Here is an 18,903-nt window from a genome sequence, read left to right as displayed (position 1 = left end):
ATGTCCGAGCTTAATGAAAAGTTAGCCACAGCCTGGGAAGGTTTTGCGAAAGGTGACTGGCAGAATGAAGTAAACGTACGTGACTTCATTCAGAAAAACTATACCCCGTATGAAGGTGACGAATCCTTCCTGGCTGGCGCAACTGACGCGACCACCAAGCTGTGGGACAGCGTAATGGAAGGCGTTAAACTGGAAAACCGCACTCACGCGCCAGTTGATTTTGACACCTCCGTTGCTTCCACCATCACTTCTCACGATGCTGGCTACATCAACAAAGCCCTTGAGAAAATCGTTGGTCTGCAGACTGAAGCACCACTGAAACGCGCAATCATCCCGTTCGGTGGTATCAAAATGGTTGAAGGTTCCTGCAAAGCGTATAACCGCGAGCTGGACCCAATGCTGAAAAAAATCTTCACCGAATACCGTAAAACCCACAACCAGGGCGTATTCGATGTTTACACCAAAGACATTCTGAACTGCCGTAAATCTGGCGTTCTGACCGGTCTGCCAGATGCGTATGGCCGTGGCCGTATCATCGGTGACTACCGTCGCGTTGCGCTGTACGGTATCGACTTCCTGATGAAAGACAAATACGCTCAGTTCGTGTCTCTGCAGTCCGATCTGGAAAACGGCGTAAACCTGGAAGCGACTATCCGTCTGCGTGAAGAAATCGCTGAACAGCACCGCGCGCTGGGTCAGATCAAAGAGATGGCGGCTAAATATGGCTGCGATATCTCTGGTCCTGCGACCAACGCTCAGGAAGCTATCCAGTGGACCTACTTCGGCTACCTGGCCGCGGTTAAGTCTCAGAACGGTGCAGCAATGTCCTTCGGCCGCGTATCCACCTTCCTGGATGCATACATCGAACGCGACATCAAAGCAGGCAAAATCACCGAGCAAGACGCTCAGGAAATGATTGACCACCTGGTCATGAAACTGCGTATGGTTCGCTTCCTGCGTACCCCTGAATACGATGAGCTGTTCTCCGGTGACCCAATCTGGGCAACAGAATCTATCGGCGGTATGGGCGTTGACGGCCGTACTCTGGTAACCAAAAACAGCTTCCGCTTCCTGAACACCCTGTACACCATGGGTCCTTCTCCGGAGCCGAACATCACCGTTCTGTGGTCTGAAAAACTGCCTCTGAACTTCAAGAAATTCGCCGCTAAAGTGTCTATCGATACCTCTTCTCTGCAGTACGAGAACGATGACCTGATGCGTCCGGACTTCAACAACGACGATTACGCTATCGCTTGCTGCGTAAGCCCAATGGTTGTTGGTAAACAAATGCAGTTCTTCGGTGCGCGTGCAAACCTGGCGAAAACCATGCTGTACGCAATCAACGGCGGCGTTGATGAAAAACTGAAAATGCAGGTTGGTCCTAAGTCTGAGCCGATCAAAGGCGACGTTCTGAACTTCGACGAAGTCATGGACCGCATGGATCACTTCATGGACTGGCTGGCTAAACAGTACGTCACTGCGCTGAACGTTATCCACTACATGCACGACAAGTACAGCTACGAAGCCTCTCTGATGGCGCTGCACGACCGTGACGTTATCCGCACCATGGCGTGTGGTATCGCTGGTCTGTCCGTTGCTGCTGACTCCCTGTCTGCAATCAAATATGCGAAAGTTAAACCAATTCGTGACGAAGACGGCCTGGCTGTAGACTTCGAAATCGAAGGTGAATATCCGCAGTTTGGTAACAACGACTCTCGCGTTGATGACATGGCGGTTGACCTGGTAGAACGTTTCATGAAGAAAATTCAGAAACTGACTACTTACCGTAACGCTATCCCGACTCAGTCTGTTCTGACCATCACCTCTAACGTTGTGTATGGTAAGAAAACCGGTAACACCCCAGACGGTCGTCGTGCTGGCGCGCCATTCGGCCCAGGTGCTAACCCAATGCACGGTCGTGACCAGAAAGGTGCGGTTGCCTCTCTGACCTCCGTTGCTAAACTGCCGTTTGCTTACGCGAAAGATGGTATCTCTTATACCTTCTCTATCGTGCCAAACGCGCTGGGTAAAGACGACGAAGTGCGTAAAACTAACCTCGCGGGTCTGATGGATGGTTACTTCCACCACGAAGCGTCCATCGAAGGTGGTCAGCACCTGAACGTGAACGTCATGAACCGTGAAATGCTGCTCGACGCGATGGAACACCCTGAGAAATATCCTCAGCTGACCATCCGCGTATCTGGCTACGCAGTACGTTTTAACTCCCTGACTAAAGAACAGCAGCAGGACGTTATCACCCGTACTTTCACTCAGTCCATGTAAGTGGAATTGACTGAAATCACGCGTTAAAAAGCGTACAATAAAGGCTCCACGTCAGTGGGGCCTTTTTAGCACCCTCTCCATCTCAGTCTCTTTTGTCCGCTATCTATACTTTATGGATATCAGCCAAAACAGACTTCAACACAGCCGGCTTTGAGCTGTGCATACTCAGGCCCCGGACGGGCCGATGCTGGAGATATCACCGCAATGTCAATTATTGGTCGCATTCACTCCTTTGAATCCTGTGGCACCGTCGATGGCCCGGGCATCCGCTTTATCACCTTTTTCCAGGGCTGCCTGATGCGCTGCCTGTACTGCCATAACCGTGACACCTGGGATACCCATGGCGGTAAAGAAGTGACCGTTGAAGACTTGATGAAAGAGGTGGTGACCTACCGCCACTTTATGAACGCGTCCGGCGGCGGCGTCACCGCATCCGGCGGTGAAGCCATTCTGCAGGCGGAGTTTGTGCGCGACTGGTTCCGTGCCTGCCGCAAAGAAGGCATTCATACCTGTCTCGATACCAACGGCTTTGTACGCCGCTACGATCCGGTTATTGACGAACTGCTCGAAGTGACCGATCTGGTGATGCTCGATCTCAAACAGATGAACGATGAGATCCACCAGAACCTCGTTGGCGTCTCAAACCACCGCACGCTGGAATTTGCCAAATACATTGCCGATAAAGGCATTAAAACCTGGATCCGCTACGTGGTTGTGCCTGGCTGGTCAGATGATGACGATTCCGCGCACCGCCTCGGGGAATTTACCCGCGATATGGGCAACGTCGAGAAAATCGAGCTTCTGCCCTATCACGAGCTGGGTAAACATAAATGGGTGGCAATGGGCGAAGAGTACAAACTCGATGGCGTGAAGCCGCCGAAGAAAGAGACGATGGAACGCGTCAAAGGTATTCTTGAACAGTACGGCCACAAGGTGATGTATTAAAGAAAAGCCCGGTGAAAACCGGGCTTTTTTATATTCTATTTAAAGACGCCGTTAATCACGGACGTCACAATGGCTGTACTCAGCGCAATTAAGACCAGGTCGTCACCCACTACCCGCCACTCATAGCCTGGATAGGAAGGAAGCTGACCCAACATAGAGGCCGGCACGGTTTTCTTCGCAATGCCCGGAGGCAACGGCTTGCCGCGCGCCAGGTTTTTAGCGATGCCCGGAGGCAGTGAGTCATAGCCCGTTAAGCCATAATTCAGCGCCAGATGGCGGGCATGATCGAAGCTCACACGAGCGTCGACATCGTTACCGACATCCTTACTGTTTTTAAAGCTCTTATCCGATTTTCCAGGGTTATCCTGACCGTTATTTTGCTTATTGCCATGGTTACCAGAATTCCCGTTACCATGACTGCCGCCATTACCCTGTCCGCCACCGTTTCCGTGGCCACCGCCATTCCCGTTTCCAGGATTAGCCATGACCGGAGCCGTTGCAAACGTTAAAGACAACACTACGGCAAGTGCGGTAGTGGAAAAACGACGAATAGACATGATTACTGCCTTATAGTGGTAGGACTCACATGAATTATCGCCTGGCGCAATAAACAAACAATAAGTAAAACTCTTAGTTGTGACAGGGACAAAAAAGCCTGTCGTCGACAGGCTTTTAATTAATCAGGCATGAGCCACAGGCGTTGGGTGTTCGCCCACTTTGCGCAGCAGCATTAAGAGATAAATAAACGATACGCTGGCGATCATGATAAACAGTAAATTATCGGAATAATTCTGCATCAGCATCGCGGTAAACGTCGGCCCTAATAAGCTGCCGATAGTATAGCTCAGTAACAGCGCCTGGTTCATTGCCACCAGCTGATGATGTTCAACTTTCTCACAGGCCCAGGCCATCGCGACCGGATAGAGCGTAAAGCCGGCGGCCCCGAGAATAAACAGCGCTGGCGCCATCGCGGCGTTGCTGAGCATGGCAAGACATCCCATGATGACCACGAAGACCTGAACGCGCAGCACCAGCAGACGACCGAAACGGTCCGCCAGGCGGCCAATCGGCCACTGCCCGACGATGCCCGCACTCACCATGACCGCCATCCAGAAGCCAATTCCGGAATCGCTGACGCCCTGATGATTCAGATAGAGCGGCATCAGGCCGTAGAGCGAGCCCAGTACAATCCCCGAGATAATGCAGCCGTTAACCCCCAGACGCGCCTGGCGGAGTCTGAGCATTGGCCAGACGTGGGTCGCTTCCTGATGCTCGCTGTTCTGGTTCACAATGCGCGTGAAGAGCAGCGGCAGGATTGCGGCCAGCACCATGCCCGTAACCCACGGCAGAACGCTCATCAGGTCGGTTGGCAGCTTGCTGACCATCAGTTGACCCAGCACGGTACCGACGTAGTAAACCATCATATAGGCCGCCAGCAGGCGTCCACGGTTGCGGGAGGTGCCGCTGCACATCAGCGCACTTTCAACCACGACCCAAATCATCGCGCAGCCTACGCCAGCGATAAAGCGCCACGCCATCCAGCTCCAGAAGCCGACCATCAGGCCCAGCCCGGCACACCCGGCGGCGAAAATCAGCGAAGCCAGATAATAGCTGCGATTAAAGCCAAAACGCTTGATCAGGCTACCGGTTAATAATGTGCCCAGCAGGTTCCCGGTAAAAAAGGACGAGCTGACCATACCCACCTGCCAGGTCGGTAAGTTTTCATGGGCAAGCCACAGCGGGACGAGCGTATTTAACACTGCGATCGCCAGGGTCAGCAGAAGCAGGCCACAGAGCAACAGAAGCACTGGGCGGGTATAGGTGGTCATGGATTAAAAACCGTGAGGAAGTTCAGATTTCGTGCGCATCATGCCACTGGCAAAAACAAAGTCAATCCACTGACTTAGCCGCCTCGCACAATATGTTCCCTGTCGATTTAAAAAACTTATCCTGCTAATGCCACGCCTGCTATAGATATTAATTATGTATCTGTTTTTATTTATTAATGGGCGAAATTAAAACAAAACGACAGTCGAAAAATTTCATGATCGAAAAAAGAAAAAGCCGGGCACTCGGGCCCGGCTTGATATAACGAAATACAACGCTAGCTGGCGATAGCCATACCAACGGTCATATGCAACCCGTAGAATACGCCGCGGCCAATCAGTTCACCTGCCAGTACCAGCACAAAGGCCAGTGACAGCAGCGGCAGCGCGGGCTGATAACCTTTAAGCTGGGGAGCTATCCAGAATACCAACGCCGCGACCAGCAGAACGATGCGCCAGGCCATCAGAGAACCGTAGTCCGGCACCAGGGCAGAAGCCTGCTGGATAGAACTGTGAATGGTTGCCAGTTCGGCACCCTGCATCAGGGCGACTATCGCACTCACCACCAGCGCCAGCAGCGAAACAGCGGGCAGCAAGCGCATTGCCCACCCGTCTACGCCCGCCACGCGCAGCAGCAGGTAGCCCAGCAGCGGCCCGCCGATAAACATCGTCAGGAAGAAGCTCATCGGCGTCCAGACGCTGTACCAGGTTGGAACGGTATCGATAGTGTTATAGACGCGCACCATCATCCACACGAACACCACGCCCAGCACCATGGTCACGATCAGCCACAGGCTGCGCAGACCCGCAGGCAATTTCTTCATCGCGGCCAGCAGCCAACCCAGCCCACCGAAGGCAAAGAAAATTGCCCCGCTGGCAATCTCGTTACTGAGGGATGAGGCCCCCACGCGGTTCAGAGAGTTAAACGCGCGCATCGGTGAACCCAGGTGCAGCGTAGAGGCGATAAAGCCAATTCCCATCAACACCCACAGGCCAAACATGCTCAACACCAGACGCTGCTGCTGTTCGGCATTGAGGTTCCCTTTTAACAGCGCCAGCGCGAGCACAATGAAACCGCCCGCCACGCACTGACCAAAGACCGTGAAGATCATCAGCGGCCATTCATGCCATCCACTTCCCATCTCACACCTCCTTCGGATTTGCCAGGTAGCCGGTGGTGTCACCTGTAGGACGGCTGTTGGCGTTAGGTTTAATCACAATGCTCGGCTTCGTGAAGTGCGCGGAAGGCAGCGGCGCAACGGCAGCAAGCTGGCCGTGTTTTTTACGCAGCTCTTCAATCGGGCCGAAGTCCAGCGCGCGCAGCGGACAGGACTCGACGCAAATCGGCTTTTTGCCATCCGCCACGCGGGTGTGGCAACCGTCGCATTTGGTCATATGACCTTTGGCGGCGTTGTACTGCGGCGCGCCGTACGGGCACGCCATATGGCAGTACCGACAGCCGATGCACACATCTTCGTCCACCACCACAAAACCGTCTTCACGCTTGTGCATCGCCCCGCTCGGGCAGACCTTGGTACAGGCCGGATCTTCACAGTGGTTACAGGCAATCGACAGGTAATACGCAAAGACGTTCTGATGCCAGACGCCGTTATCTTCCTGCCAGTCGCCACCGGCGTATTCGTAGATGCGGCGGAAGCTGACGTCAGGAGTCAGGTCTTTGTAATCTTTACAGGCCAGCTCGCAGGTTTTGCACCCGGTGCAACGGCTGGAATCAATAAAAAATCCATACTGGGTTGTCATCGGCTACTCCTTAAACCTTTTCAACCTGGACAAGGTTTGTGTGGGATGGGTTGCCCTTCGCCAGCGGCGACGGACGCTGCGTGGTCAGCACGTTAATACTGCCCGCCTGGTCGATGCGGTTGGCATCGGGGCTGTACCAGGCCCCTTCCCCCAGCGCCACCACGCCTGGCATCATGCGCGGCGTCACTTTGGCTTCAATGTGCACCTCGCCGCGACCGTTGAAGATGCGTACGCGATCGCCATTGCTGATGCCGCGCGCTTTGGCATCCATCGGGTTGATCCACATCTCCTGACGGCAGGCGGCTTTCAGTACGTCGACGTTGCCGTAGGTAGAGTGCACGCGCGCTTTGTAGTGGAAACCGGTCAGCTGCAGAGGGAATTTCGCCGTCAGCGGATCGTTGTAGTTTTCGAAACCAGGCGTGTAGATCGGCAGCGGATCGATAACGTCCCCTTCCGGCAGCTCCCAGGTCGACGCGATTTTTGCCAGCTCTTCGGAGTAGATTTCGATTTTGCCCGACGGCGTGGTCAGCGGGTTCGCCTGCGGATCTTCACGGAACGCTTTGTACGCCACGTGGTGCCCTTCCGGATCGCGCTGTTTGTACATACCCTGCTTGCGGAAGGTATCGAAATCCGGCAGGTCAGGGATCGCCTTACGGGAAAGTTCATGCAGATGGCGCATCCACCCTTCCTGAGTACGTCCCTCGGTAAACTGCTGCTCAACGCCAAGACGTTTCGCCAGCTCAGAGGTCATCTCATAGATGGTTTTGCACTCGAAGCGCGGTTTGATGGCCTGGTCGGTGAAGATCACGTAGGACATGTTGCCGCAGGAGGCGTCCAGCGCGAAATCCATCTGCTCTGACGCGGTACAGTCCGGCAGCAGGATATCGGCATATTTCGCCGAGGAGGTCATGTGACAGTCAATCACCACAATCATCTCGCACTTCTTGTCATCCTGCAGGATTTCATGGGTGCGGTTGATTTCAGAGTGCTGGTTGATGAGACAGTTACCGGCATAGTTCCAGATCATCTTGATCGGCACGTCCAGCTTGTCCTTGCCGCGCACGCCGTCGCGCAGGGCGGTCATTTCCGGGCCGCGTTCGATCGCATCGGTCCACATAAACATGGAGATGCTGGTCTGAACAGGGTTATCCAGCGTCGGCATACGTTCAAACGGCACTTCATAAGAGCCTTCACGCGCGCCGGTGTTTCCGCCGTGAATGCCCACGTTGCCCGTCAGAATAGAAAGCATTGAGATCGCGCGGGTCGCGATTTCGCCGTTTGCATGACGCTGCGGTCCCCAGCCCTGGCTGATATAGGCCGGTTTGGCTGAGCCAATCTCACGCGCCAGCTGAACGATACGCTCCACCGGAATACCGGTGATGGTGGAGGCCCACTCGGGCGTTTTCGCTACGCCATCGCTGCCCTGACCGAGAATATACGCCTTGTAGTGACCGTTAGCCGGCGCGCTGGCTGGCAGGGTTTTCTCGTCATAGCCGACGCAGTATTTATCCAGGAAAGGCTGATCGACGAGGTTTTCGGTGATCATCACCCACGCCAGCGCTGAGACCAGCGCCGCATCGGTACCCGGACGGATTGGGATCCACTCGTCTTCACGTCCGGCACCAGTGTCGGTATAGCGCGGATCGATGATGATCATGCGAGCATTGGATTTTGCGCGGGCCTGTTCCAGGTAGTAGGTTACCCCGCCGCCGCTCATGCGGGTTTCGCCCGGGTTGTTACCAAACAGCACGACCAGCTTACTGTTTTCGATATCAGACGGGCTATTGCCGTCCGCCCAGCCGCCGTAGGTGTAGTTCAGGCCAGCAGCGATCTGCGCCGAGGAGTAGTCGCCGTAGTGGTTGAGATAACCGCCGCAGCAGTTCATCAGGCGCGCCACCAGCGTTTTACCCGGCGGCCAGGAGCGGGTCAGCGTGCCGCCGAGCGTCCCGGTGCCGTAGTTCAGGTAGATGGATTCGTTGCCATACTCTTTGATAAGACGCTGCATATTTGTGGCGATAATGTCGTAGGCTTCATCCCAGCTAATACGCTCGAACTTCCCTTCCCCACGCTTACCGACGCGCTTCATCGGGTATTTCAGGCGGTCCGGGTTGTACACGCGGCGACGCATGGAGCGGCCGCGCAGACAAGCGCGAACCTGATGTAACCCTTCGTAGTTATCGTCCCCGGTATTGTCGGTTTCGACATATTTAATTTCACCATCCACTACATGCATACGCAGCGGACAACGGCTACCGCAGTTTACGGTACAGGCACTCCACACCACTTTTTCCGGAGCTGAGGCTGGGGACAATGCATCCGCCGCCGACGCCAGTCGGGTGAAAGGGAGCGTGAAGGCGCTGCTGGCTACAGCCAGGCCGCCAATTGCCGTGGTTTTCATCAACCCACGGCGAGTGACCTCGGCAGCCATTAACGCTTCAGGCGCGTTGATTTTCATAAAGACTCACTTTGGTTGCTCACAAAGAAATGAGAGGCGGCATAGACCGCTATATAGTTTTATTTAGAACGAATTTCTTCGTTATCAGCTTTTTATGCTGACTTTCATTCGGAGGAGTATTACTACTTTAGAGGGAGAGATTATTGAGTCGTATCAATTAGCAGGCATAAAAAAAGCGCCCTGAGGCGCTTTTTTGTTTTAAGACAAATTATCAGCCGATGTACTGCTGGCCTTTCATGTATGGACGCAGCACTTCAGGGATCTCAATACGACCGTCTGCCTGCTGGTAGTTTTCCAGCACGGCAACCAGCGTACGGCCCACGGCCAGACCAGAACCGTTCAGGGTATGCACCAGACGGGTTTTCTTGTCAGATTTGCTGCGGCAGCGAGCCTGCATGCGGCGCGCCTGGAAATCCCAGACGTTAGAGCAGGAGGAGATCTCACGGTAGGTGTTCTGCGCAGGCACCCACACTTCCAGATCGAAGGTTTTGCAGGCACCAAAGCCCATATCACCGGTACACAGGGCCATACGACGGTACGGCAGACCCAGCAGCTCCAGCACTTTCTCAGCGTGGCCGGTCATCTCTTCCAGCGCGTCCATGGACTCTTCAGGACGGACGATCTGCACCATCTCAACTTTGTCGAACTGGTGCATACGGATCAGACCGCGCGTGTCGCGACCATAAGATCCAGCTTCAGAACGGAAGCACGGAGAGTGTGCTGTCAGCTTAATTGGCAGGTCGTCTTCATCGATGATCTCATCACGCACGAGGTTAGTCAGCGGCACTTCAGCGGTTGGGATCAGCGCGTAGTTGCTGCTGTCGGCTTCCTCGTCCAGCGGACGGGTATGAAACAGATCGCCGGCAAATTTCGGCAGCTGACCCGTACCGTACAGCGTATCGTGGTTAACCAGATACGGTACGTAGGTTTCGCTGTAGCCATGTTGCTCGGTGTGCAGATCCAGCATGAACTGCGCCAGCGCGCGGTGCAGATGGGCAATCTGGCCTTTCATCACCACGAAGCGAGAACCGGTCAGCTTAACCGCTGCCGCAAAGTCCAGGCCCGCGTGCATTTCGCCCAGCGTCACGTGATCGCGCACTTCGAAGTCAAACTCACGAGGCGTACCCCAGCGTTTCACTTCAACGTTGTCGTTTTCATCTTTGCCGACAGGCACGCTGTCGTCAGGAATATTCGGGATAGCCAGGGCAATATCACGAATCTCGGCCTGAAGAACGTCCAGCTCAGCTTTCGCCTGATCCAGTTCTTCACCCAGTTTGTTCACTTCCAGGCGTAATGGCTCAATATCTTCCCCGCGCGCTTTCGCCTGGCCGATGGATTTCGATCGAGAGTTACGCTCTGCCTGCAGATTTTCAGTTTGTACCTGCAGTACTTTACGACGCTCTTCAAGAGCGCGCAGCTTATCTACATCCAGCTTAAAGCCCCGGCGTGCCAGTTTTTCAGCGACTGCGTCTGGCTCATTACGCAGCAGATTGGGATCGAGCATGCTTATCCTGTGCTTATCGAATTAAAATAGGAAAATGTGACCACAGCCTGCGGCCACAAGGATACTATGCCAACATTACCGCAACGATTGAACTAACGGTAGCGTTTTATAGGGCTATTTTGATCCTGTCCGGCGAGCCAGGTGAGCTTTTCACCAATCTTGCCTTCAAGACCTCTGTTTGTGGGGTGATAATAGCGCGTTTGTGCCATCTCCTGCGGGAAATATTCCTCCCCGGCAGCGTAGGCATTGGGTTCGTCGTGAGCGTAGCGATACTCCTGCCCGTAACCCATCTCTTTCATCAGCCTGGTCGGCGCGTTACGCAGATGAACCGGCACATCGTAGTCCGGGCGTTCGCGCGCGTCGGACATCGCCGCTTTGAAGGCGGTATAAACCGCATTGCTTTTCGGCGCGCAGGCCAGATAGACAATCGCCTGCGCTATGGCACGTTCGCCTTCCGCGGGTCCAACGCGGGTGAAGCAGTCCCAGGCCGAAAGCGCGACCTGCATGGCGCGAGGATCGGCATTGCCGACATCTTCTGACGCAATCGCCAGGCAGCGACGCGCGACATATAACGGATCGCCGCCTGCAGTGATAATGCGCGCGTACCAGTACAGCGCCGCATCCGGCGCGCTGCCGCGCACGGACTTATGCAGTGCCGAGATCAGGTCGTAAAAACGGTCGCCTTTATTATCGAAACGCGCGCTGCGTTCACCGGCAATTTCGGTGAGCAACTCCTGCTTCAGCACCCGCTTCCCCGCATCGTCGACTTCGGCCATATCGGCCATCATTTCCAGCGTATTCAGGGCCCGACGCGCATCGCCGTTGACCAGCTCGGCAATCGCACGACGCGTGTCGTCAGGCAGAACGATATCCTGCCCGCCGTAGCCGCGCGCTTTATCGTCCATCGCCTGGGTGAGAACCTTTTCGATATCCTCGGTGGTCAGCGATTTGAGCAGGTAAACGCGTGCGCGGGACAGCAGCGCCGAGTTCAGTTCAAACGACGGGTTTTCGGTGGTCGCGCCAATGAAGAAGATCGTGCCGTCTTCAATATACGGCAGGAAGGCATCCTGCTGGCTCTTGTTGAAGCGGTGGACTTCGTCCACGAAGAGGATGGTGCGCCGCCCGGCATTGCGGTTCTGCCGCGCACGCTCGATCGCCTCACGGATCTCCTTCACGCCGGAGGTGACCGCCGAGATACGTTCGACGTCCGCGTTGGCATAGCGGGCGATCACTTCTGCAAGCGTAGTCTTGCCGGTGCCAGGTGGGCCCCAGAGGATCATGGAGTGAAGATGCCCGGCCTCAATGGCGCGCGGCAATGGCTTACCGGCAGCCAGCAGATGCTGCTGGCCGATGTACTGCGCTAAATTTTCTGGCCGCATACGGGCGGCCAGAGGTTGAAACGCGTTATCTGAAAAATCGAGCGACAGATTGCCCACTCACGCCTCTTACTTATTGCGTTGATCGTCCACCGTTACGCCCTGCGGCGGGGTAAAGGTGAATTTCGATGCATCAACGGCGCCGTTCTGCTGAGACTTGAGCTGGTAGCTGCTGCGCTGATCGTCCTGCTCAACCGCGCCGAACTGATTAATGGTACCGTTGGTGCTTACGTTAATGGTGAACTGCTTCAGGTTGCCGTTGCTGCCTTTCGGCGTCAGGACAAACTCGTCACCCGTCTGTTTAATATTGTACTGCTGCCAGTCGCTGGACTGGTTACGAGCAATCAGCATAAACGGCGTATTGCTGGTGGCATCTTTCAGCCAGGTCGCCGTTGCCTGCTCAACGAACGGGTTGAAGAACCATAAGGTTTTGCCGTCAGACACCAGGATGCTCTCATCCGGCTGGGTCATGTGCCAGTTGAACAGATTGGGACGTTTTACCCACAAATCTCCCTGGCCTTCCTGCACCGCGTTACCGCTGCCGTCAGTCACTTTTTGCGTGAAGCTGGCGTGGAAGCTGCTTACTTTATCCAGTCGGCTTTTAAGGTCGCTGGCTGCATCAGCCCAGACGCTGCTGGCGACAAAACTGGTGAGTAATGCACAGGCGATGGCGATTTTTTTCATTGTTATTCCTTAAAATACGTCTTCCCGATATGGGGTTTCCGTCTTCTATTCTGGACCTGCCCGAAGGCAGGCGACAGAAGAAAATGCTTAATTTTGGCTGATTTACCCTTCTTTGCAATCGCTGAAGGTTAATCAAACGGCGGCGGCGCCAGCACCTCGCGGTTACCGTTATGCCCCTGCTCGCTCACAATGCCCTGCGCTTCCATCTGCTCGATGATACGCGCTGCGCGGTTATAGCCAATGCGGAACTGGCGCTGCACGCCAGAGATTGACGCTTTGCGTTTTTCGGTAACGAAGTTAACCGCCTGATCGAATAACGGATCCAGCTCTTCGCCGCCGTCAAAGCCACCGCCGCCGCCTTCGCTTTCCGTATCGCTGGTGATGCCGTCAACATATTGTGGACGACCGCGCGCCTTCCAGTCCTGCACGACGGCGTGTACTTCCTCATCGCGAACGAACGCGCCGTGGACACGCACCGGAGAGGTGGAGTTCGGGCCGGAATAGAGCATGTCACCCATACCCAGCAGCGACTCTGCGCCGCCCTGGTCAAGAATGGTACGGGAGTCAATTTTACTGGATACGGTAAAGGCGATACGCGTCGGAATGTTCGCTTTGATAAGACCAGTGATAACGTCCACGGAAGGACGCTGGGTCGCCAGCACAAGGTGAATACCGGCCGCACGCGCTTTCTGCGCCAGACGGGCAATCAGCTCTTCCACTTTCTTACCGACGGTCATCATCAGGTCAGCAAATTCATCGACCAGCACGACGATATAAGGCAGTTTTTCCAGCACCGGATGCTGGGCATCCATGCTGTCACCCGGCTTCCAGTAAGGATCCGGGATCGGACGTCCCATGCGCACCGCCTGGGCAATTTTCTCGTTATAACCGGCCAGGTTACGCACGCCCAGCGCAGACATCAGCTTGTAGCGACGTTCCATCTCATTGACGCTCCAGCGCAGGGCGTTGGCGGCGTCCTTCATGTCGGTCACAACTTCGGTCAGCAGATGCGGGATGCCTTCGTAGACCGACAGTTCGAGCATTTTCGGGTCGATCATGATGAAACGCACATCTTCCGGCTGCGCTTTATAAAGCATGCTGAGGATCATGGCGTTCACGCCGACAGACTTACCGGAACCGGTAGTACCCGCGACCAGCAGGTGAGGCATTTTCGCGAGATCGGCCACCACCGGATCGCCCGCGATATCTTTACCCAGCACCACGGTCAGCGGGGACGGGTTATCGCGGAATTTGGTGTTATCCAGCACTTCACGCAGGTAGACGGTCTGACGTTTCTTGTTCGGCAGCTCAAGCCCAACGTACGGCTTGCCTGGGATCACTTCCACCACACGTACCGCCACGGTCGACAGAGAACGCGCCAGGTCGCGGGACAGATTGGAAATACGCGCGGCTTTAACGCCTGGCGCCAGGTTCAGTTCAAAACGGGTGATAACAGGACCCGGTGAGTAGTTCACCACGTCCGCCTTGATGCGGAAGTCAGCCAGACGGGCTTCCACCAGACGCGCCATTTGTTCGAGCGCGAAGGTATCGACCGGCTCCACTTCTGACGGCGGTGGCGTTAACAGATCCAGAGACGGCAGCGGCGTGCTTGGACGCTGCAGCGGACGGCTGTCACCGTTACGCATCAGCAGCGGGTGAATCAGGCTCTCCTGAGGCTGAGGCGCAGGCTGCTGGAACTGCGGCGACTGTGGTGCCTGCTGCGGTTGCTGAACAGGTTGATGCGGCTGCGCATACGGCTGTTGCGGCTGCGCGTAGGCCTGCGGCGCTGGCTGCTGGCGCACGGGCTCTGCTTCCGGCATCACGCTCGGGGTAAATAACGGCTCGCTCGGGCCATCGTCCACCAGATCCTTCATCGGCGAGAATTCAAAATCCGACAGCGAGAACGGATTTGCGCCAGCAGGTTGTTCACCGGAATAGCGCTGCTGCTGGGTAGCGGCAAACTGGCGCGCTAATTCGGCTTCTGCCGCGTCATCCTCGTCTTCAAGCACAGGCTCATCGTGCTGGTATTCCTCACCGTAGCGTTGATTCTGCTGCGCAGCGAACTGGCGGGCCAGCTCGTCCTGCTGCATTTCATCGGCGTCATCTTCGTACTCAGGCTCGCGCGCTTTCTCTTCGGCCATACGCTGGGAAGGCAGCTTGATACCATAAGAGGCAAGCTCACGGCGGGTTGGAACGCGAACGCGGTTAGGGCGAGGCAGTTGCGGACCAATCCCCTCCTTCACCTGAGGACGTGGCGCGCCCCCTGTTGCCAGGCTAAAGACAGGTGCAGCCACGGCAGCGGCCGCGGTAGCCTGCTTCACGCTTTCCGCTACGGGTGCGACTGCAGGCGTCGGGTCGATCGGTGGAACGGAAACAGCAGGCGCTTTCGTCACCGGCTCCTGCACCGGTTCAGGCACAGGCTGGTACCAGGCCGCGAGCTGCTCGCGTTCACGCGCGCGACGCTCTTCAACCTCTTCAAAATAGTACATAGGTGGACGAGAGGGTTTTACCTCTTCCACGATTTCAGGTTCAGGCTGCGGCTCTACATAAGGCTGCACAGGTTCAACCGGCTCAGGCACATACTCCTGATAAGGTTGGGCCACAGGCTGTTCATAGTGCGGGTAATCTTGCGGTTCATACGCAGGCTGTGGCGGCTGATACGGCTGCTGCCACTGCTCCTGCTGCACAGGGATGTAGCTCTCTGGTTCAGGCGCGATAACGGGCTCCGGCGTGTGAACGCCTGGCGCAGTCTGCCAGTCAACCTGCGGCTGCTGAATAACGGACTCCGGCGGCGATACCGGCGCGGATGGCATCACGGCATCGACAGGCGCGGCATACGCCTGCGCAGCGGTCGTCGCGGCGGCGGCGGCCGCAACCGGCTCGGTAACCGAGTGGCCATTTAACAGCGGATCGTATTCGTCGAAGCCACCCGGCGTGGCCCGGCTGCCGGAGAAGAGCACATCGTCAGGATCGACGGCAACACCCGCCGCGCGATACGCCACCTGCTCGTCTTCATCCATCCGTTTACCGGAGAAGAGCGCCGCATCGGTTTTACGACCCAGCGGGTTGGCAAATTTCTCAGCAACACGCTGACGACGCGCCAGCGCGCCGCGCAGAATACGCGCACGACGAGACTCGCGACGCTGCACAGGCGCGTCATCTTCCTCTTCATCTTCGTACTCGTCTTCATCAACCCACGTATCGTCGCGGCGGGTACGGTTGCTGGCGAAGGTCAGAATGGTGAGGATAAAACTGCCAATTTTCTCGGCAATGCTCACCCAGGACCAGCCGGTGAACAACGTCAGCCCGGCAGCCCAGATGCACAGCAGCGCCAACGTGCCGCCACTGCTGTGCAGCATCGGCTGTAGCGCAGAACTGAGTAAGCTGCCGATCACCCCGCCCGAGGCGAAGTACCAGATATCATCCGCATTTATCGCTGCCAGCCCGCATGAGGTGAGGATCAGCGCCAGCGCGCCAATCAGGCGCAGCGACACGGCGAAATAGTCGATGTAATCATCGTTCTGACGATGACGCCACGCAAACCAGCATCCGCCAATGATAATGACGGGAAGGGTGTAGGCCATCACACCGAAAATGAAAAACAGCGTGTCCGCAAGCCAGGCACCGGGAACACCGCCTAAATTATGGATAGGCTCATGCCATGCAGTTTGTGACCAGCTGGGATCTGAGGGATTGAAACTGAGTAAGGCTGCCATCAGCCAGACGGCAAAAAGGGCAATAACAATCAGCAAAGCCTCGAGGAGACGACGTCCGCTGCTTAGCTTCGATAGTGTGACTTCTTTGTCTTCAGTGTATTCCTGGCTCAAGAAAGGCTCTCCAGGTATCAGGCATATCCTGCCTGTTTGCTAAAACGGACAACAGCGCCGGGACTCCCCGGCACTGTTGCTGTATGGATTAACAGGAGTGTAATCAAACTACGCTGATTTTGCACCTGTTCCGTGTTAGCGCGTCTTAATAACCAGACGATTGCTCTGTTTGACCTCTTCCATCACCACATATGTACGGGTGTCGTTCACGCCCGGCAGACGCAGCAGGGTTTCCCCCAGCAGCTTACGGTAGGCGGACATATCAGGCACACGGGTTTTCAACAGGTAGTCGAAATCACCGGACACCAGGTGACACTCTTGAATTTCTTCAAGTTTTTGTACAGCGGAGTTAAATTGCTCAAACACATCCGGCGCACCACGATTCAGAGTAATCTCAACAAATACCAGAAGTGAGGCATCCAGATAATGCGGGTTCAGCAGAGCCGTATAGCCCTGAATAAAACCCTGTCTTTCCAGTCGGCGCACACGCTCAAGGCACGGCGTCGGGGAAAGTCCCACACGTTTTGAAAGCTCGACGTTGGAAATACGCCCATCCTTTTGCAATTCATTAAGAATGTTACGATCGATACGGTCGAGATCTTTGCCAGGGCGCTTCTTGCTATCTACCATTATTATTGTCTCTCTGTATTCCTTCCCTACTCCTGCCTGGACCCTGTGCACATCACTGTTCAGAGCCTGTACCCGTTAGTCATCACATCGCCTGATTATGTATTAGACGCGATGCGGATTCGGGTTCTGTTGGTAAGAAGACCGTTGCCCGAAGGCAGTCACCGACATCACGTATGGCGTCTGTCCACGCCATGCGTAGATTTCACTGACCCGGTAAAAATGGCATTTACGTGCATGCCTATGCGGCATACGGTTAACGCGGTTTTTTTTCTTCCTTGAATGTTTTCGCAAAAGCGCAGGGGATTGTCAAAGCAAAACATCGTTTTTTAGTACAACATGCCGGATATTCATTACGGCAGGGTATTAATCCTCATTTTATTGCCTTACAAACGAGCGATTTTCAGGAGAAAGCGTGATGTTATAGCGCCTCATTCATCGTCCGTGGCTATTACACAGATTGATATCAAAATTGCTGCGCTCTTTTTTTACGACAACAAATTCCCTACAATCCAGCCAAATGTCTGCCAACAACAATGGGGATCTCATGGGCACGGCCAAACACAGTAAGCTGCTAATCCTTGGTTCTGGACCTGCGGGATATACCGCAGCGGTCTATGCTGCACGCGCTAACCTGCACCCGGTACTCATCACCGGTATGGAAAAAGGCGGTCAGCTGACCACCACCACCGAAGTGGAAAACTGGCCAGGGGACCCGAACGACCTGACCGGGCCGCTGCTGATGGAACGTATGCACGAGCATGCCGCCAAATTCGAAACCGAAATTCTGTTCGACCACATCAATAAGGTCGATCTGCAGAACCGTCCATTCCGCCTGACGGGCGACAGCGGCGAATACACCTGTGACGCGCTGATCATCGCCACCGGCGCCTCTGCCCGTTACCTCGGTCTGCCATCCGAAGAAGCGTTCAAAGGCCGCGGCGTCTCTGCCTGCGCAACCTGCGACGGTTTCTTCTACCGCAACCAGAAAGTCGCGGTCATCGGCGGCGGCAACACCGCAGTGGAAGAAGCGCTCTACCTGGCGAACATTGCCTCTGAGGTGCACCTGATCCACCGTCGCGAAACCTTCCGAGCGGAGAAGATCCTGATCAAACGTCTGATGGATAAAGTGGCAAGCGGCAACATCGTGCTGCACACCAACCGTACCCTCGAAGAGGTGACGGGCGACCAGATGGGCGTTGCCGGTCTGCGTATCCGCGATACCCAGAACACCGATAACGTCGAAACGCTTGAAGTGGCGGGCCTGTTTGTGGCGATCGGTCACAGCCCGAACACCGCGATCTTCGACGGTCAGCTGGAGCTGGAAAACGGCTACATCAAAGTGCAGTCAGGCATTCACGGTAACGCGACCCAGACCAGCATCCCGGGCGTGTTCGCGGCTGGCGACGTGATGGACCACATCTATCGTCAGGCGATTACCTCTGCGGGCACCGGCTGTATGGCCGCGCTGGACGCTGAACGCTACCTCGATGGACTGGCTGAACAAGGTAAATAATCTTTACAAGTCAGTAACAAACGTAAATAAAGGCGGCGATAAGTCGCCTTTATTGTCTCCCCGTTGTAACATTGCGCTGCCCAATTTCTAATAACGTCA

13 protein-coding genes are annotated in these 18,903 nt (G+C 55.5%); 3 read left to right on the top strand and 10 right to left on the bottom strand.

Annotation, left to right across the window (positions count from 1 at the left end):
- Positions 1–2,283, top strand: a complete 2,283-nt coding sequence (pflB, locus tag GVO84_RS07360) for a formate C-acetyltransferase (RefSeq protein WP_024907798.1) — start codon at positions 1–3, stop codon at positions 2,281–2,283.
- Between the two features lie 204 nt (positions 2,284–2,487).
- The gene (pflA, locus tag GVO84_RS07355) at positions 2,488–3,228 is read left to right on the top strand and encodes a pyruvate formate lyase 1-activating protein (protein ID WP_010429226.1); all 741 of its coding nucleotides are present in this window, start codon (positions 2,488–2,490) and stop codon (positions 3,226–3,228) included.
- Positions 3,229–3,263: 35 nt separating this feature from the next.
- Here pflA and GVO84_RS07350 read toward each other — a convergent pair whose 3' ends face one another.
- The 10 genes from GVO84_RS07350 to lrp all read right to left on the bottom strand — a co-directional run bounded on the left by GVO84_RS07350 (position 3,264) and on the right by lrp (position 17,291).
- Complete coding sequence (locus GVO84_RS07350) at positions 3,264–3,785, bottom strand: anti-virulence regulator CigR family protein (protein WP_029739494.1); 522 nt, start codon at positions 3,783–3,785, stop codon at positions 3,264–3,266.
- A gap of 123 nt (positions 3,786–3,908) precedes the next feature.
- Entirely contained in the window at positions 3,909–5,057 is a 1,149-nt protein-coding gene (locus GVO84_RS07345) for an MFS transporter (protein WP_047346918.1), read from the bottom strand.
- A 275-nt stretch (positions 5,058–5,332) separates the two neighbouring features.
- On the bottom strand, positions 5,333–6,196 hold the full coding sequence (locus GVO84_RS07340) for a dimethyl sulfoxide reductase anchor subunit family protein (RefSeq protein ID WP_159513772.1): 864 nt from the start codon (positions 6,194–6,196) through the stop codon (positions 5,333–5,335).
- Between the two features lies 1 nt (position 6,197).
- Positions 6,198–6,815 carry a DMSO/selenate family reductase complex B subunit gene (locus tag GVO84_RS07335; protein WP_032658209.1) on the bottom strand — a complete coding sequence of 206 codons (618 nt, stop codon included), beginning with the start codon at positions 6,813–6,815 and terminating at the stop codon, positions 6,198–6,200.
- A gap of 10 nt (positions 6,816–6,825) precedes the next feature.
- The gene (gene dmsA / locus GVO84_RS07330; RefSeq protein WP_159513771.1) at positions 6,826–9,270 is read right to left on the bottom strand and encodes a dimethylsulfoxide reductase subunit A; all 2,445 of its coding nucleotides are present in this window, start codon (positions 9,268–9,270) and stop codon (positions 6,826–6,828) included.
- A 211-nt stretch (positions 9,271–9,481) separates the two neighbouring features.
- Complete coding sequence (serS, locus tag GVO84_RS07325; protein WP_008499983.1) at positions 9,482–10,774, bottom strand: serine--tRNA ligase; 1,293 nt, start codon at positions 10,772–10,774, stop codon at positions 9,482–9,484.
- Between the two features lie 92 nt (positions 10,775–10,866).
- Positions 10,867–12,210, bottom strand: coding sequence for a replication-associated recombination protein RarA (gene rarA, locus GVO84_RS07320; RefSeq protein ID WP_159513770.1), 1,344 nt, complete (start codon positions 12,208–12,210; stop codon positions 10,867–10,869).
- 9 nt (positions 12,211–12,219) lie between these two features.
- Entirely contained in the window at positions 12,220–12,834 is a 615-nt protein-coding gene (gene lolA, locus GVO84_RS07315; RefSeq protein ID WP_023310983.1) for an outer membrane lipoprotein chaperone LolA, read from the bottom strand.
- Positions 12,835–12,962: 128 nt separating this feature from the next.
- Positions 12,963–16,661, bottom strand: coding sequence for a DNA translocase FtsK 4TM domain-containing protein (locus tag GVO84_RS07310; RefSeq protein WP_159513769.1), 3,699 nt, complete (start codon positions 16,659–16,661; stop codon positions 12,963–12,965).
- A gap of 135 nt (positions 16,662–16,796) precedes the next feature.
- Positions 16,797–17,291, bottom strand: a complete 495-nt coding sequence (lrp, locus tag GVO84_RS07305) for a leucine-responsive transcriptional regulator Lrp (RefSeq protein WP_002439523.1) — start codon at positions 17,289–17,291, stop codon at positions 16,797–16,799.
- Positions 17,292–17,835: 544 nt separating this feature from the next.
- Between lrp and trxB the strand changes: the two genes are divergently transcribed.
- Entirely contained in the window at positions 17,836–18,804 is a 969-nt protein-coding gene (gene trxB / locus GVO84_RS07300; protein WP_032638969.1) for a thioredoxin-disulfide reductase, read from the top strand.
- Positions 18,805–18,903: the final 99 nt, after the last annotated feature.

It is taken from the genome of Enterobacter sp. SM3 (genome assembly GCF_009811935.2).
GTDB lineage: Bacteria > Pseudomonadota > Gammaproteobacteria > Enterobacterales > Enterobacteriaceae > Enterobacter > Enterobacter asburiae_D.
Note: the sequence above shows the minus strand (reverse complement) of the source record. Positions and strands in the feature narration are given on the sequence as shown.

Bases quoted from the DNA above. Each gene is read 5' to 3' on its own strand.
- GVO84_RS07340 (WP_159513772.1), bottom strand. From the start codon at position 6,196: ATGGGAAGTGGATGGCATGAATGGCCGCTGATGATCTTCACGGTCTTT.
- GVO84_RS07350 (WP_029739494.1), bottom strand. From the start codon at position 3,785: ATGTCTATTCGTCGTTTTTCCACTACCGCACTTGCCGTAGTGTTGTCT.
- pflA (WP_010429226.1), top strand. From the start codon at position 2,488: ATGTCAATTATTGGTCGCATTCACTCCTTTGAATCCTGTGGCACCGTC.
- dmsA (WP_159513771.1), bottom strand. From the start codon at position 9,270: ATGAAAATCAACGCGCCTGAAGCGTTAATGGCTGCCGAGGTCACTCGC.
- trxB (WP_032638969.1), top strand. From the start codon at position 17,836: ATGGGCACGGCCAAACACAGTAAGCTGCTAATCCTTGGTTCTGGACCT.
- serS (WP_008499983.1), bottom strand. From the start codon at position 10,774: ATGCTCGATCCCAATCTGCTGCGTAATGAGCCAGACGCAGTCGCTGAA.
- lrp (WP_002439523.1), bottom strand. From the start codon at position 17,291: ATGGTAGATAGCAAGAAGCGCCCTGGCAAAGATCTCGACCGTATCGAT.
- lolA (WP_023310983.1), bottom strand. From the start codon at position 12,834: ATGAAAAAAATCGCCATCGCCTGTGCATTACTCACCAGTTTTGTCGCC.
- GVO84_RS07345 (WP_047346918.1), bottom strand. From the start codon at position 5,057: ATGACCACCTATACCCGCCCAGTGCTTCTGTTGCTCTGTGGCCTGCTT.
- GVO84_RS07335 (WP_032658209.1), bottom strand. From the start codon at position 6,815: ATGACAACCCAGTATGGATTTTTTATTGATTCCAGCCGTTGCACCGGG.
- pflB (WP_024907798.1), top strand. From the start codon at position 1: ATGTCCGAGCTTAATGAAAAGTTAGCCACAGCCTGGGAAGGTTTTGCG.